The organism is Mycobacterium sp. 1482292.6 (genome assembly GCF_001672995.1).
In the GTDB taxonomy this organism is placed as follows: Bacteria; Actinomycetota; Actinomycetes; order Mycobacteriales; family Mycobacteriaceae; genus Mycobacterium; species Mycobacterium europaeum_A.
Genome location: NZ_LZKV01000254.1, coordinates 52,440 through 68,289 on the forward strand (window position 1 = coordinate 52,440; position 15,850 = coordinate 68,289).

The window sequence follows — 15,850 nt, forward strand, 5'->3', positions numbered from 1 at the left end:
TCCGCTTTTTGCGAAACTGTGACGGTAGCGGGTGCCACAGACGTTCCGGCCAGTCGGTGGCCTCCCGAGCCAGGGCACCCGGCCAGCCATACTAGTCGAGTGGGGCTCTGGTTCGGAACGCTCATTGCATTGTTCTTGCTGATAGCGCCCGGGGCGATCATCGCACGTATCAGTCAGTTGTCGTGGCCCGTCGCTGTCGCGGTCGGCCCGGCACTGACCTACGGCATGGTCGCCCTTGCCATTATTCCGTTTGGTGCCATCGGGATTCCGTGGAACGGGTGGACGGCGCTGGCGGCGCTGGTGGTGGTGTGCCTGCTGATGACCGGTTTAGCGCTGCTGCTCGCCCGCTACCGCGACCGCGACGCCGAGGCCCGCGCGATCAGCCGGTGGCCGGCCATCACGGTGGGGGCCGGGGTGGCGCTGGGGTCTCTGCTCGTCATGTGGGCCGCCTACCGCGGGCTGGCCGCCCATTGGCAGACCATCCCGAGCACCTGGGACGCCGTCTGGCACGCCAACGAGGTGCGGTTCATCCTGGACACCGGCCAGGCGTCGTCGACGCACATGGGCGAGCTGCGCAACGTCGAGACCCACAAGACGCTGTACTACCCGTCGGTGTTCCACGCGCTGATCGCGGTGTTCTGCCAGCTGACCGGGGCGGCGCCCACGACCGGCTACACGCTGAGCTCGGTTGCCGCATCGGTGTGGCTGTTTCCCACCAGCGCGGCGATGCTCACCTGGCATCTGCTGCGGGCGCGCACCACCGAGTGGCGCTGCGCCGGGGCGGCGGCCACCGCGGCCGCGCTGTCGGCGTCGTTCACCGCGATCCCCTACGTCGAATTCGGCGTCGCCGCGATGCCCAACCTGGCCGCCTACGGGGTCGCGGTGCCCGCGTTCGTCCTGATCACCTCCACGCTGCGACACCGCGACCGCATCCCGGCGGCCGTGCTGGCCTGGGTGGGGGTCATGTCCGTGCACATCACCGGCGGCGTGATCGTGTTGTTGTTCCTGGTGGCCTGGTGGGTCATCGACGTGTTGTGGCATCCGGTGCGCGGCAGGCTGGCCGATTTCATCGCGCTGGCCTGCGTCGCGGTGCTGACCGGACTGATCCTGCTGCCGCAGTTCATCAGCGTCCAGGGACAGGAAGACATCATCGCCGGGCACTCGTTTCTGACCCACCTCAGCAAAAAGCGGGGATTGTTCGACGCGGTCTTCCAGCACTCCCGGCACCTCAACGACTTCCCGTACCAGTACGGGCTCATGGCGGTCGCGATCCTCGGCGGACTGCTCTTCGCCTACAAGAGGATCTGGTGGCCACTGGCGGTGTGGCTGCTGCTCGTGGTGGTCGACGTCGACGCCGGGACGCCGCTCGGCGGTCCGGTCGGCGCGGTGGCCGGGATGTTCGGCGAGTTCTTCTACAAAGATCCGCGCCGGATCTCGGCGGCCATCACCCTGCTGCTCGAGCCGATGGCCGGCGTCGCGCTGTTCACGATCGCCGTCGGCGTCGTGGGCGTCGCGAAACGAGTGGCCGCCCGGGTCAGACCGTCCCTGGCCAGCGATCGGCGCCTGGGGCCGGTCCCGATGTGGATCGCCGCCACCGCGGCGCTGCTGGTGGTGGCCACCGTGCTCACCGGGCGTCACTACCTCTATCGGCACATCGTGTTGTTCGGCGACAAGTACGACTCGGTGATGATCGACCAGCGCGATCTGATGGCGATGGCCTATCTGGCCAAGCTGCCCGGCGCGCACGAGACGTTGATCGGCAACGCCAACACCGACGGCACGGCCTGGATGTACGCCGTCGCCGATCTGCATCCGCTGTGGACGCACTACGACTACCCGCAACAGATGGGCCCGGGTCCCAACCGGTACATTGTCTGGACCTCGGCCCGCAAAGGCGATTCAGATCCGCGGGTCCTCGAGGCGATTAAAGCGCTCAATATTCGGTACATCTACACGAGCTCGCCGACTGTCCGGGGGTTCGCCGTACCCGAAGGACTAGTGTCACTGGATAAGTCGAAGTCGTGGGCGCTGATCTACGACAATGGCGGTGCCCGAATTTATGAATGGCGCGGAAACGGCGCGACGCCCCACTCATAGTCCACAAAGGATGGTGAAGAGTTGAGTACCCGCAACGATGACGACGGCGTCGAGATCATCGGGGGCGTCGACCCGCGGATGATGGCACTGGCCGAGGACGACGGCGCCGACGAGCGTTCCCTGACCGATCTGGTCGAGCAGCCCGCCAAGGTGATGCGGATCGGGACCATGATCAAGCAACTGCTCGAGGAGGTGCGCGCCGCACCGCTCGACGAGGCCAGCCGTAACCGGCTGCGCGAGATCCACGCGACCAGCATCCGGGAACTGGAGGAGGGCCTGGCACCGGAGCTGCGCGAGGAGCTGGACCGCCTGACCCTGCCCTTCAACGAGGACGCGGCGCCGTCCGACGCCGAATTGCGGATCGCGCAGGCACAGTTGGTCGGCTGGCTGGAAGGACTGTTCCACGGCATCCAGACCGCGCTGTTCGCCCAGCAGATGGCCGCCCGCGCGCAGCTGGAAAAGATGCGCCAGGGAGCGCTGCCGCCGGGCATGGGTAAGCCGGGCGGCGCGCCCGGGCACGGTCAGTACCTGTAAGCGAACTCGAGTAGTTAACGGTGTCGGGTCCTCACATCGAGACGCACAACGCATGGGTGGAATTTCCCATCTTCGATGCGAAGTCGCGTTCGTTGAAGAAGGCCTTCCTCGGTAAGGCCGGCGGCACGATCGGCCGCAACAGCTCCAACGTCGTTGTGGTCGAAGCGCTGCGCGACATCACCATGTCCCTCGAGCTGGGCGACCGGGTGGGGCTGGTGGGCCACAACGGCGCGGGCAAATCGACTCTGCTGCGCCTACTTTCGGGCATCTACGAACCCACCCGCGGATGGGCGACGGTCACCGGCCGGGTCGCGCCGGTCTTCGATCTCGGGGTCGGCATGGACCCCGAGATCTCCGGCTACGAGAACATCATCATTCGCGGCCTGTTCCTGGGCCAGACGCGAAAGCAGATGCTGTCCAAGGTCGATGAGATCGCCGAGTTCACCGAACTGGGCGACTACCTGTCGATGCCGCTGCGCACCTATTCCACCGGCATGCGGGTTCGGCTGGCGATGGGCGTGGTCACCAGCATCGACCCCGAGATCCTGCTGCTCGACGAGGGCATCGGCGCGGTGGACGCCGATTTCTTGAAGAAGGCGCAGTCGCGGTTGCAGAGTCTGGTGGAGCGCTCCGGAATCCTGGTGTTCGCCAGCCATTCCAACGAATTCCTGGCCCGGTTGTGCAAGACGGCGATGTGGATCGATCACGGCGTCATCCGCATGTCGGGCGGCATCGAGGACGTGGTGCGCGCGTACGAAGGCGAAGACGCGGCCCGGCACGTCCGCGAGGTGCTGGAAGAGACGCAGCAAGCGAGTCGGGTCGAGACACCCCTGGCCCAAAGAGCATCCGGGGATGAGTGAGACCGTCTTCGCCGTCGTCGTCACCCATCGGCGCCCCGACGAGCTGGCCAAGTCGCTCGATGTGCTGAGCACGCAGACCCGGCTGCCCGATCACCTGATCGTGGTGGACAACGATTTTTCCGGCGACGGCCGGGTGCGCGACCTGGTGGCCGGCCAGCCTATCCCCACCACCTACCTGGCTTCTCGCCGAAACCTGGGCGGCGCAGGGGGTTTCGCGCTCGGCATGCTGCACGCGCTGGCCCAGGGCGCCGATTGGGTGTGGCTGGCCGACGACGACGGGCGCCCGCAGGATTCGGGCGTGCTGGCCACCCTGCTGGCGTGTGCCGAGAAGTACGGCCTGGCCGAGGTGTCGCCGATGGTGTGCAACATGGCCGATCCGGAGCGGCTGGCGTTCCCGTTGCGTCGCGGCCTGGTATGGCGCAGGCGCACAAGCGAATTACGCACCGAGGCGGGCCAGGACCTGCTGCCCGGGATCGCGTCGCTGTTCAACGGCGCGTTGTTTCGGGCCGCCACCCTGGACGCCGTCGGTGTCCCGGATCTGCGGCTGTTCATCCGCGGCGACGAGGTGGAACTGCACCGCCGGCTGGTGCGATCCGGCCTGCCGTTCGGGACCTGCCTGGACACCGTCTACCTGCATCCCTGCGGATCCGATGAGTTCCGGCCGATCCTGGGCGGCCGGATGCACACCCAATATCCCGACAACCCCACCAAGCGGTTTTACACCTACCGCAACCGCGGCTACCTGCTGGCGCAGCCCGGCCTGCGCAAGCTGGTGGTGCAGGAGTGGGTCCGGTTCGGCTGGTTCTTCCTGGTGAGCCGTCAAGACCCGCGGGGACTGGCCGAGTGGATCCGGTTGCGGCGCTTGGGGCGTCGCGAGCAGTTCGGGAAACCGAAAGGAACGCAGTGACTTTCGTTGACGCGGCGGCACAGTCGCGCACCTTTACCCGCGCCCGCAGCGATCTCGTCGACGGCTTCCGCCGTCATGAGCTGTGGTTGCACCTGGGCTGGCAGGACATCAAGCAGCGCTACCGGCGTTCGGTGCTGGGGCCGTTCTGGATCACCATCGCGACCGGTACCACCGCCGTCGCGATGGGCGGCTTGTACTCCAAGCTGTTTCATCTCGAGCTGTCGGTGCATCTGCCGTACGTCACGCTGGGGCTGATCATCTGGAACCTGATCAACGCCGCCATCCTGGAAGGCGCCGACGTCTTCGTCGCCAACGAGGGTCTGATCAAGCAGTTGCCCACGCCGCTGAGCGTGCACGTCTACCGGCTGGTGTGGCGGCAGATGATCCTGTTCGCGCACAACATCGTCATCTACGTCGTCATCGCGATGATCTTCCCCAAACCCTGGTCGTGGGCCGACCTTTCGGTGCTCCCCGCGCTGGCGCTGATCGTGCTGAACTGCATCTGGGTGTCGCTGTGTTTCGGCATCCTGGCCACCCGCTACCGCGACATCGGCCCGTTGCTGTTTTCGATTGTGCAGCTGCTGTTCTTCATGACGCCGATCATCTGGAACGACGACACCCTGCGGCAACAGGGCGCCGGGCGCTGGTCGAAGATCGTCGAACTCAACCCCCTGCTGCACTACCTCGACATCGTGCGCGCCCCGCTGCTGGGCTCGCATCAGGAACTGCGGCACTGGGCCGTGGTGCTGGTGCTGACCGCCGTCGGCTGGCTGCTGGCCGCCTTCGCGATGCGCCAATATCGCGCCCGGGTGCCGTACTGGGTGTAGCGGTCGAGGTTATCCACGGCCCGGGATTCGCCGGGGGACGCAAACCTTGCGGTCCGACGCCGTTTGAGTGGCCGAGAATCTAGTGTCACCAGTTATGGCTGGCTCTGACGATCCGATGGCGGCTGTACGGGCATACATCGATGCTTTCAACGAGGGTGACGTGGCGGGAATGGCCACGGCGTGCGCCGACCCGATGCAGATTCTTGACGGAATGCCGCCCCACGTGTGGCAGGGACCGACTGCTGCCGAGGACTGGTACACGGACGCAATGGCGGAGGGCGAACACCTCGGGGTAACCGATTACCACATCGGACTGGGCGAGCCGAAGCATGTCGATGTCACCAGCGATTACGCGTACGTGTACGTTCCCGCCACCTTCGACTACAACCGCCAGGGCAAAGCAGTCAACCAAACCGACGCGGGCTTTACGGTGGCGCTCCGCAGGATCGAAGGGAACTGGCGGCTCACTGCTTGGGCGTGGTCGAAGGGCAATGTGTAGCGGCGATGGGGCCGCCGTTCTAGGTGGTGGCGGGGGCCCCGTCGTGGTGTCACACTGAAACGCCACCTGAGCAACCGGTCGAAAGGTCCACCGACGTGAGCAAAAAGGTCCCATCGGCAGCGGACGCCGCGCGGAACAACCTCGAAGCGGAGCTGGACCGGCTACGGCAACGGCGCGAGCGCCTCGAGGCCGAGGTCAAGAACGACCGCGGGATGGTGGGCGACCACGGTGACGCAGCCGAGGCGATCCAGCGCGCGGAGGAACTGGTGGTGCTCACCGACCGGATCTCCGAATTGGACCGGCGCCTACGGGCCGGGCCGTCGGACACCGACGCGTCGGAGACGCTGCCCGGCGGCACCGAGGTGACGCTGCGGTTCGCCGACGGTGAAGTGGTCACGATGCAGGTGATCTCCATCGTCGAGGAGACTCCCGTCGGCGGGGAGGGCGAGACGTTGACCGCGCGCAGTCCGCTGGCCCAGGCCCTGGCCGGCCGCAAACCCGGCGACACGGTCACCTATTCGACGCCGCAGGGCGAGAACCAGGTCGAGTTGATCTCGGTCAAGCTGCCCCGCTGACGCTCGCCGGGAAAAGCCCGGCGGCCCCGTAGACTCCCCTCGATGGTTGCCCCGCTGCCCGATTCCGCGTCCGAGGACGTGCGCCCGGGCTTGCCCCTCACGACGCAGGTCATCCGGTTCGTCGTCACCGGTGGCCTGGCGGGAATCGTGGACTTCGGGCTCTACCTGCTGCTGTGGAAGGTCCTGGGCGTCCAGGTCGACCTGTCCAAGGCCACCAGCTTCATCGTCGGCACCATCACCGCCTACCTGATCAACCGCCGCTGGACCTTCCAGGCGAATCCCAGTACCGCCCGGTTCGTCGCCGTCATGGTTCTCTACGCCGTCACGTTCGCGGTCCAGGTCGGGCTCAACCACCTGTGCCTGGCGTTGCTGCACTACCGGGGGTGGGCGCCGCTGGTCGCATTCGTGATCGCCCAGGGCACCGCGACGGTGATCAACTTCGTGGTGCAGCGGGCCGTAATCTTCCGCATCCGCTGAGCCGCCATCGGCAGGCGGTACCCTCTTTGACGATGTCGAGCACCGATCCCGTGACCAAGCCCGCCCAGTTGATGGGCTTCGGGCGCACCGCGCCGTCGGTGGCCCAGGTGCTCTCCACCCGCGATCCCGAGGTGATCGCGAAGGCCGTGGCCCGGGTGGCCGACTCGGACGATCCCAAGGGCCGGGGCGTGATCGCCCGCGGCCTGGGCCGCTCCTACGGCGACAACGCCCAAAACGGCGGCGGCCTGGTGATCGACATGACCGCGCTCAACCGCATCCACTCGATCAGCGCCGACACCCAGCTGGTCGACGTCGACGCCGGGGTCAGCCTGGACCAGTTGATGAAGGCCGCGCTGCCGTTCGGGCTCTGGGTCCCGGTGCTGCCGGGAACCCGTCAGGTCACCGTCGGCGGCGCGATCGCCTGCGACATCCACGGCAAGAACCACCACAGCGCGGGCAGCTTCGGTAACCACGTCCGCTCGATGGACCTGCTCATGGCCGACGGCACCGTCCGCACCATCACCCCCGACGGCGAGGACGCGGACCTGTTCTGGGCGACCGTCGGAGGCAACGGCCTGACCGGGATCGTGCTGCGCGCCACCATCGCCATGACTCCGACGGAGACGGCATATTTCATCGCCGACGGCATCGCCACCAAGGACCTCGACGAGACGGTCGCCGTTCACCTCGACGGCAGCGAAGCCAACTACACCTACTCCAGCGCCTGGTTCGACCTGATCAGCCCGCCACCGAAGCTGGGCCGCGCCGCGGTCAGCCGGGGCAGCCTGGCCAAGCTGGACCAGCTACCCAAGAAGCTGGCCAAGAACCCGCTGAAATTCGATGCGCCGCAGCTGTTGACGGTGCCGGACGTGTTTCCCGTCAGCGCCATGAACAAGCTGTCGTTCATGGCGATCGGCGAGGTGTATTACCGGCTGGGCGGAACCTACAGCGGCAAGATCCAGAACCTGTCGCAGTTCTACCACATGCTTGACCTGGTCAGCGGCTGGAATAATGCTTACGGCCCAAGGGGTTTCGCCCAACACCAATTCCTGGTTCCGCCGGACGCGATGGACGAATTCAAGGCCATCATCCGCTGGATCCAGACCAGCGGGCACTACTCGGCGCTCAACGTGTTCAAGCTCTTCGGCCCGGGCAACCGCGCGCCGCTGAGTTTCCCGATGGCCGGCTGGAACGTCGCCATGGACTTCCCCAACAGGCCGGGGATCAATGAGTTCCTCAACGAACTCGACCGGCGCGTCCTGGAATTCGGCGGAAGGGTATACACCGCCAAGGATTCCCGGGTGAGCGCAGAAACCTTCCACGCCATGTATCCGCGCATCGACGAATGGATCGCGATACGCCGCAAGGCCGACCCCCTGCGGGTGTTCGCCTCCGACATGGCCCGACGTTTGGAGCTGCTGTAAATGGTGCTCGATGCCGTAGGTAATCCGCAGACCATCCTGCTGCTCGGCGGTACCTCCGAGATCGGCCTGGCCATCTGCGAACGCTACCTGCAGAACGCGCACGCGCGAATTGTCCTGGCTGCCATGCCCAATGATCCGGCCCGGGACGCCGCGGTGGCCCAGATGAAGGCCGCCGGTGCGCGCTCGGTCGAGCTGATCGACTTCGAGGCCACCGACCCCGACACCCACCCGAAGATGATCGAGGCGGCCTTCGCCAACGGAGATATAGACGTCGCGATCGTCGCCTTCGGCATTCTCGGTGACGCCGAGGAGTTGTGGCAGAACCAGCAGAAAGCGGTGCTGGCCGCCGAAATCAACTACACCGCAGCGGTTTCGGTGGGCGTGCTGCTCGGTGAGAAAATGCGCGCCCAGGGCTTCGGGCAGATCATCGCGATGAGCTCGGCCGCCGGTGAGCGGGTGCGGCGGTCCAACTTCGTCTACGGCTCCACCAAGGCCGGGTTGGACGGATTCTATTTGGGGCTCGGAGAGGCGTTGCGTGAGTACGGGGTTCGCGTGCTGGTGATCCGGCCCGGCCAGGTGCGTACCCGGATGAGCGCGCACGTCAAGGAAGCCCCGCTCACCGTCGATAAGGAATACGTCGCCAACCTCGCGGTGACTGCGGCCGCCAAAGGTAAGGAATTGGTTTGGGCACCAGCAGCATTCCGCTATGTGATGATGGTGTTGCGACACGTCCCGCGTCCCATCTTCCGCAAGCTTCCCATTTGATCATGCGCAACGCGCTGGCCACCCTCGGCCAGATGGCCTTGGCGGCGCTGGTCGCGGTAGCCGTCGCGGTGGTCTCGCTGATCGCCATCTCCCGGGTGCAATGGCCGGCGTTCCCGTCCTCCAACCAACTGCACGCCCTGACCACCGTCGGGCAGGTCGGCTGCCTGGCCGGGCTGGTCGCCGTCGGCTGGGCGTGGCGGCGCTGCAGCCGTCCCCGCGGCCGGCGGTTGACCCGGTTGGGTGGGCTGGTCTTCGTGTCGGCGTTCACCGTGGTGACGCTGGGCATGCCGCTGGGGGCGACCAAGCTGTACCTGTTCGGCATCTCCGTCGACCAGCAGTTCCGCACCGAGTACGTCACCCGGCTCGCCGACAGCCCCGCCCTGCGCGACATGACCTACCTCGGGCTGCCGCCGTATTACCCGCCGGGCTGGTTCTGGATCGGCGGGCGCGCCGCCGCGCTCGGCGGCACACCGGCGTGGGAGATCTTCAAGCCGTGGGCCATCACGTCGATCACCATCGCGGTCGCGGTCGCGCTGGTGCTGTGGTGGCGCCTGGTCCGGTTCGAATACGCGCTGATCGTCACCGCCGCGACGGCCGCGGTGACGCTGGCCTACGGCTCGCCCGAGCCGTACTCGGCGATGATCACCGTGCTGTTGCCGCCGATGCTGGTGCTGACCTGGTCGGGCCTGCGCGCCGGTGAGCGCGGGACTGGCCGCGCTCCTGACGCCGAGCGTGAAACTAACTGCACAGTCGATTCCGAGCGTGAAACTAACTTCACACTCGCGGCAGGGGTGCGCGCGGAGCCGGACGCGCCTGGTCGTGCGGGGTGGAGCGCGGTGATCGCCGCCGGGCTGTTTCTGGGCTGGACGGCCACCTGGTACACGCTGCTGTTCGGGTTCACCGCGTTCACGGTCGCACTGATGGCCCTGTGGCTGGCCGGCGTGCGCTGGCGGCGCAACCGGCACAGCGGCGGCGTCAAGGCCGCCCTCGATCCGCTGCGGCGGTTGGCCGTCATCGCCGGCATCGCCGTCGTGATCGCCTGCACCACCTGGTTGCCGTTCGTGTTGCGGGCGCTGCACAACCCGATCAGCAACACCGGCAGCGCCCAGCATTACCTGCCGGCCGACGGCGCGCAGCTGACGTTCCCGATGCTGCAGTTCACGCTGCTGGGCGTCGTCTGCCTGATCGGCACCCTGTGGCTGGTGGTGCGGGCCCGTTCGTCGGTGCGGGCGGGCGCCCTGGCCATCGGCGTGCTGGCGATCTATTTGTGGTCGCTGCTGTCGATGCTCACCACGCTGGCGCGCACCACCCTGTTGTCCTTCCGGCTGCAGCCGACCCTGAGCGTGCTGCTGGTCGCCGCCGGGGCCTTCGGCTTCGTCGAACTCGCCCAGGCGCTGGCCGCCGCGGGCCGCGACCGCGGCTGGGGCCGCGCCGTCTCCCCGGTGGCCGGCGTGATCGGGCTGGCCGCCGCGATCGCGTTCAGCCAGGACATCCCCGACGTGCTGCGGCCCGACCTCACCATCGCCTACACCGACACCGACGGTCAGGGCCAACGCGGGGACCGCCGCCCGCCCAGCGCCGAGAAGTTTTACGCCACAATCGATCACGCCATCACCCAGGTGACCGGCAAGCCGCGCGATCAGACCGTCGTGATGACCGCCGACTACAGCTTCCTGTCCTTCTACCCGTACTGGGGATTTCAGGGCCTCACCTCGCACTACGCCAACCCGCTCGCGCAGTTCGACCTGCGGGCCGCGCAGATCAACAAGTGGTCCAACCTCAAGACCGCCGACGAGCTGCTCCATGCCCTGGACACCTGCCCCTGGCCCCCGCCCACGGTTTTCCTCATGCGCCGCGGCGCCGCGGGCAACTACACGCTGCGGCTGGCCGAGGACGTCTACCCCAACCAGCCCAATGTGCGGCGCTACACCGTCGATCTGCGCGGCGCCCTGTTCGACAGCCCGCGTTTCGCCGTCCAGAGCGTCGGCCCGTTCGTGCTGGCCATCCGCAAGCCGGGGGCGTAACCGCTGATGAGCACCGACACCACGCCTCAAACGGGGCCTCAAACGGCCGAAGAACTAGCATCTAGCTCCGTGAACGACACGGGAGCGAATCACCGGATCGCCCGGCTGGTTGCCTCCGTCGCCGGGCTGCTCGGCGTGCTGCTGGCGATCGCCACCCCGCTGCTCCCGGTCAACCAGACCACCGCCCAACTGAACTGGCCGCAGAACGGCACCTTCGGCAGCGTCGACGCCCCGCTGATCGGCTACGTGGCCACCGATTTGAACATCACCGTCCCGTGTGACGCCGCCGCCGGACTGGCCGGACCCGGCAACGCCGGCAAGACGGTGTTGTTGTCGACGGTGCCCAAGCAGGCACCCAAGGCCGTCGACCGGGGCCTGCTGATCGTGCGCGCCAACAACGACCTGGTGCTGGTGGTGCGCAACGTCCCGGTGGTGACCGCTCCGCTGAGCGAGGTGCTCAGTCCGGCCTGCCAGCGATTGACCTTCACCGCGCACGCCGAGAAGGTCACGGCCGAATTCGTCGGACTCACGCAGGGACCCAACGCCGAGCATCCCGGCTCGCCGCTGCGCGGCGAGAAAAGCGGCTACGACTTCCGGCCGCAGATCGTCGGGGTCTTCACCGACCTGAGCGGACCGGCGCCGTCGGGCCTGCACTTCTCGGCGACCATCGACACCCGCTACAGCAGCAGCCCCACCCCGCTGAAGATGGCCGCGATGATCCTGGGGCTGGTGCTGACCGCCGCCGCCCTGGTCGCGCTGCACATCCTCGACACCGCAGACGGCACCCGGCACCGCCGCTTCCTGCCGGCCCGTTGGTGGTCGATCGGCGGGCTGGACGCGCTGGTGATCGGCGTGCTGGTGTGGTGGCATTTCGTCGGCGCCAACACGTCCGACGACGGCTACATCCTGACCATGGCACGGGTCTCCGAGCACGCCGGCTACATGGCCAACTACTACCGCTGGTTCGGCACGCCCGAAGCGCCGTTCGGCTGGTACTACGACCTGCTGGCGCTGTGGGCCCACGTGAGCACCACCAGCGTCTGGATGCGGTTGCCCACCCTGGTGATGGCGCTGACGTGCTGGTGGGTGATCAGCCGCGAGGTCATGCCCCGGCTGGGTCATGCCGTCAAACAGAACCGGGCCGCGGCCTGGACCGCCGCGGGCATGTTCCTGGCCGTCTGGCTGCCGCTCGACAACGGCCTGCGGCCCGAGCCGATCATCGCCCTGGGCATCCTGCTGACCTGGTGCTCGGTGGAACGCGCGGTGGCCACCAGCCGGCTGCTGCCGGTGGCGATCGCCTGCATCATCGGCGCGCTGACCCTGTTCTCCGGGCCGACGGGCATCGCCTCGATCGGCGCGCTGCTGGTCGCGATCGGGCCGCTGCGGACCATCCTGCATCGCCGCTCCACGCGGTTCGGTGCGCTGCCGCTGATAGCCCCGCTGCTGGCCGCCGCCACCGTCACCGCGATCCTGATCTTCCGCGACCAGACCCTGACCGGCGAGATCCAGGCCAGCATGCTCAAGCGGGCCGTCGGCCCCAGCCTGAGTTGGTTCGACGAACACATTCGCTACGAGCGGCTGTTCATGGCCAGCCCGGACGGGTCGGTCGCCCGCCGCTTCGCCGTGCTGGCGCTGGTTCTCGCGCTCGGCGTCACGGTGGCAATGTCGTTGCGCAAGGGCCGGATTCCGGGCACGGCCGCCGGGCCGAGCCGGCGCATCGTCGGCATCACCATCATCTCCTTCGCCGCGATGATGTTCACCCCCACCAAATGGACCCACCACTTCGGGGTGTTCGCCGGGCTGGCCGGACCGCTGGGCGCGCTGGCCGCGGTCGCGGTGACCGCGGTGGCGATGCGGTCGCGGCGCAACCGGACCGTGTACGCCGCGGTGGTGCTGTTCCTGGTGGCGTTGTCGTTCGCCAGCGTCAACGGCTGGTGGTACGTCTCGAATTTCGGCGTGCCCTGGTCCAACGAGTTCCCGGCCTGGCACTACGCCTTCGCCACCGCGCTGCTCGGGTTGACCGCGGCGGTGCTGCTGCTGGCCGCCTGGTTCCACTTCGTCGCCCCGGACAACGGGCCGCCCAGAACCCGGCTGGGCGCCCGAGTGGCCGGAATCATCCAGTCCCCCTTGGCAATTGCCACATGGGTCCTGGTGGTGTTCGAGGTGGCCTCGCTGACCCTGGCGATGACCGACCAGTATCCGGCGTGGTCGGTCGGTCGCTCCAATCTGCAAGCGCTGACCGGGAAGTCGTGCGGACTGGCCGAGGACGTGCTGGTGGAGCAGGAGCCCAACGCCGGCATGCTGGCGCCGGTGAACGCTTCGGTCGCCGACGCATTGGGCGCCGGCCTGTCGGAAGGCTTCACGCCCAACGGAATTCCCGCCGACGTGCGCGCGGACCCGGTGATGGAACGGCCGGGTGACCGCAGCTTCGTCAACGACGAGGAGAAGACCGGCAGCAACCAGGCCGGCACCGAGGGCGGCACCACCCCGGCACCGGGCATCAACGGCTCGTCGGCCCAGCTGCCCTTCAACCTCGATCCCGCCCGCACGCCGGTGCTCGGCAGCTGGCGCTCGGGCATCCAGATTCCCGCGCACCTGCGGTCCAGCTGGTATCGACTGCCGGCGCGCGACAACGCGCGCCCGCTGCTGGTGGTGAGCGCCGCCGGGCGCTTCGACCCCCGCGAGGTCCAGGTGCAGTGGGCCACCGACGATCAGGCGGCCGGCGGACACCCCGGCGGTTCGTTCCAATTCGCCGACGTGGGGGCGTCGCCGGCCTGGCGCAACCTGCGGTTGCCACTGTCGGCGATCCCGAGCTCGGCCACCCAGATCCGGCTGGTCGCCGACGACGAGGACTTGGCCCCCCAGCACTGGATCGCGCTGACCCCGCCCAGGATTCCGCAGCTGCGCACGCTGCAGGACGTGGTGGGCTCCGCCGACCCGGTGTTCCTCGACTGGCTCGTCGGGCTCGCCTTCCCGTGCCAGCGACCGTTCGGTCACCAGAACGGCGTCGACGAGACGCCGAGATGGCGCATCCTGCCCGACCGATTCGGCGCCGAGGCCAACTCGCCGGTGATGGACAACAACGGCGGCGGCCCGCTGGGGGTGACCGAGCTGTTGGTCAAGGCGACCACGATGGCCACCTACCTCAAGGACGACTGGTCTCGCGACTGGGGTTCGCTGCAGCGGCTGACGCCCTACTACCCGGACGCGCAGCCCGCCCACCTGCTGCTGGGGACGGCCACCCGCAGCGGCCTGTGGGGCCCGGCACCGCTGCGTAAAACCTAGGCGCACGGCGCTTTTCTCGAGGGCTTCGCCGCACGGGTGCGACGGCCCGCGCGGGCCGACCCTTGCCGTCCGCCGTCGGTAAGCCTAGGCTTACGGTTCGTGGTCACTTACCAAACGGGTGACGTCTGGCTGGCGCTGGCGGATGGGACGCGGCGGGCCATCGTGGAGCGTCTTGCCCACGGCCCGTCGGCGGTCGGCGAGTTGGCCCGCGACCTGCCGGTCAGCAGACCGGCGGTGTCCCAGCATCTCAAGGTGCTCAAGTCCGCCGGGCTGGTGCGCGACCGCGCCGCGGGCACCCGCCGCGTCTATCAGCTCGATCCGGCCGGCCTGCAAGCGCTGCGCGCCGATCTTGACCGGTTCTGGACCCAGGCGCTGGCCGGCTACGCGCAGACCATCGACGAGATGAACGAGGGAGCAACATGACCCAGCGGATTGGAAACGTCAACCACCACGTCGTCGTCAACGCCCCCATCGAGCGCGCGTTCGCCGTCTTCACCGAGCAGTTCGGCGCGTTCAAGCCGCGCGAGCACAACCTGTTGGCGGTCCCGATCGCCGAGACGGTGTTCGAACCCCAAGTGGGCGGCCATATTTACGACCGAGGCGTCGACGGCAGCGTGTGCCGATGGGCGCGGATCCTGGTCTACGAGCCGCCACACCGCGTGGTGTTCAGCTGGGACATCGGTCCGACATGGCAGCTGGAAACCGACCCGGCCAAGACGAGCGAGGTCGACGTCCGCTTCACCGCCGAGTCCGGTGAACGCACCCGGGTCGACCTCGTACACCGCCACCTGGACCGGCACGGGCCGGGCTGGGAGTCCGTCGCCGACGGCGTCGACGGCGACGCGGGTTGGCCGTTGTACCTCGGCCGGTACCGGGAGTTGATCGTCGGCGGTGATCCGCGATGAGCGCCGACCTGATGACCATGGCCCGCGCCGAGCGGGCCGACCTCGCCGAATTCCTGGCCACCCTGGCGCCGCAAGACTGGCAGGCGCCCACCCTGTGCACCCGCTGGAGCGTCAAAGACGTTGTCGCGCATGTGATCAGCTACGAGGAGCTGGGCGCGCTGGGGTTGCTGAAACGGTTCGCCAAGGGCGCGATCGTGCGGGCGAACCAGGTGGGTGTCGACGAATTCGCGGCCCTGACCCCGCAACAGCTGCTGGAATTCCTGCGCGGCCACCTCCAACCGCGGGGACTGACAGCGGGTTTCGGCGGGATGATCGCGCTCGTCGACGGCACCATCCATCACCAGGACATCCGCCGCGCGCTCGACCGGCCGCGGCAGGTGCCGCCCGATCGGCTCGAGCGGATCCTTCCGCTGGTGCCCGGCAATCCCCGGCTCGGCGCCGGACGCAGGATCCGGGGCCTGCGCCTGCGCGCCACCGACGTCGAGTGGACGCACGGCGACGGGCCCGAGGTGACCGGCCCCGGCGAGGCGCTCCTGCTGGCCATGACCGGGCGTCCGGCCGCCCTGGCCGACCTGGACGGTCCGGGGCTGGCCACGCTGGCGGGCCGAGTCCGCGGATAGCGTCCCCGGTGCCCGCGCGGCCCCGCGTCCTCATCGGACAAAGCAGCGTCG

The 15,850-nt window shown here is 68.1% G+C and carries 15 protein-coding genes; all 15 read left to right on the forward strand.

Annotated elements, in window-relative coordinates; translation table 11 throughout:
* Positions 1 to 99: 99 nt before the first annotated feature.
* Positions 100 to 2,097, forward strand: a complete 1,998-nt coding sequence (locus tag A5624_RS25815; RefSeq protein ID WP_066873029.1) for a DUF6541 family protein — start codon at positions 100 to 102, stop codon at positions 2,095 to 2,097.
* 78 nt (positions 2,098 to 2,175) lie between these two features.
* Positions 2,176 to 2,631 (forward strand): bacterial proteasome activator family protein, encoded by a 456-nt coding sequence (locus A5624_RS25820; RefSeq protein WP_231998015.1) that lies wholly within the window; start codon positions 2,176 to 2,178, stop codon positions 2,629 to 2,631.
* Positions 2,632 to 2,651: 20 nt separating this feature from the next.
* On the forward strand, positions 2,652 to 3,491 hold the full coding sequence (locus tag A5624_RS25825; protein WP_066873034.1) for an ABC transporter ATP-binding protein: 840 nt from the start codon (positions 2,652 to 2,654) through the stop codon (positions 3,489 to 3,491).
* Positions 3,484 to 4,398, forward strand: coding sequence for a glycosyltransferase (locus tag A5624_RS25830; RefSeq protein ID WP_066873037.1), 915 nt, complete (start codon positions 3,484 to 3,486; stop codon positions 4,396 to 4,398). Before A5624_RS25825 ends, A5624_RS25830 begins: the two co-directional genes overlap by 8 nt.
* On the forward strand, positions 4,395 to 5,225 hold the full coding sequence (locus A5624_RS25835; protein WP_066873040.1) for an ABC transporter permease: 831 nt from the start codon (positions 4,395 to 4,397) through the stop codon (positions 5,223 to 5,225). Before A5624_RS25830 ends, A5624_RS25835 begins: the two co-directional genes overlap by 4 nt.
* A gap of 94 nt (positions 5,226 to 5,319) precedes the next feature.
* Positions 5,320 to 5,724 (forward strand): nuclear transport factor 2 family protein, encoded by a 405-nt coding sequence (locus A5624_RS25840; RefSeq protein WP_066873043.1) that lies wholly within the window; start codon positions 5,320 to 5,322, stop codon positions 5,722 to 5,724.
* 95 nt (positions 5,725 to 5,819) lie between these two features.
* A complete protein-coding gene (locus A5624_RS25845; RefSeq protein ID WP_066873046.1) occupies positions 5,820 to 6,299 on the forward strand; it encodes a GreA/GreB family elongation factor in 480 nt (159 codons plus the stop codon).
* A 111-nt stretch (positions 6,300 to 6,410) separates the two neighbouring features.
* Positions 6,411 to 6,776, forward strand: a complete 366-nt coding sequence (locus tag A5624_RS25850; protein WP_156748758.1) for a GtrA family protein — start codon at positions 6,411 to 6,413, stop codon at positions 6,774 to 6,776.
* Between the two features lie 32 nt (positions 6,777 to 6,808).
* On the forward strand, positions 6,809 to 8,200 hold the full coding sequence (locus A5624_RS25855) for an FAD-binding oxidoreductase (RefSeq protein WP_066873052.1): 1,392 nt from the start codon (positions 6,809 to 6,811) through the stop codon (positions 8,198 to 8,200).
* On the forward strand, positions 8,201 to 8,965 hold the full coding sequence (locus A5624_RS25860) for a decaprenylphospho-beta-D-erythro-pentofuranosid-2-ulose 2-reductase (protein WP_066873055.1): 765 nt from the start codon (positions 8,201 to 8,203) through the stop codon (positions 8,963 to 8,965).
* 2 nt (positions 8,966 to 8,967) lie between these two features.
* Positions 8,968 to 10,989 carry a galactan 5-O-arabinofuranosyltransferase gene (locus A5624_RS25865; protein ID WP_066873059.1) on the forward strand — a complete coding sequence of 674 codons (2,022 nt, stop codon included), beginning with the start codon at positions 8,968 to 8,970 and terminating at the stop codon, positions 10,987 to 10,989.
* Positions 10,990 to 10,995: 6 nt separating this feature from the next.
* Positions 10,996 to 14,274, forward strand: coding sequence for an arabinosyltransferase domain-containing protein (locus A5624_RS25870; RefSeq protein ID WP_156749210.1), 3,279 nt, complete (start codon positions 10,996 to 10,998; stop codon positions 14,272 to 14,274).
* Between the two features lie 99 nt (positions 14,275 to 14,373).
* Positions 14,374 to 14,697 carry a helix-turn-helix transcriptional regulator gene (locus A5624_RS25875; protein WP_066873066.1) on the forward strand — a complete coding sequence of 108 codons (324 nt, stop codon included), beginning with the start codon at positions 14,374 to 14,376 and terminating at the stop codon, positions 14,695 to 14,697.
* Positions 14,694 to 15,179 carry an SRPBCC family protein gene (locus tag A5624_RS25880; RefSeq protein WP_066873069.1) on the forward strand — a complete coding sequence of 162 codons (486 nt, stop codon included), beginning with the start codon at positions 14,694 to 14,696 and terminating at the stop codon, positions 15,177 to 15,179. Before A5624_RS25875 ends, A5624_RS25880 begins: the two co-directional genes overlap by 4 nt.
* Positions 15,176 to 15,799 carry a maleylpyruvate isomerase family mycothiol-dependent enzyme gene (locus tag A5624_RS25885; RefSeq protein WP_066873078.1) on the forward strand — a complete coding sequence of 208 codons (624 nt, stop codon included), beginning with the start codon at positions 15,176 to 15,178 and terminating at the stop codon, positions 15,797 to 15,799. Before A5624_RS25880 ends, A5624_RS25885 begins: the two co-directional genes overlap by 4 nt.
* Positions 15,800 to 15,850: the final 51 nt, after the last annotated feature.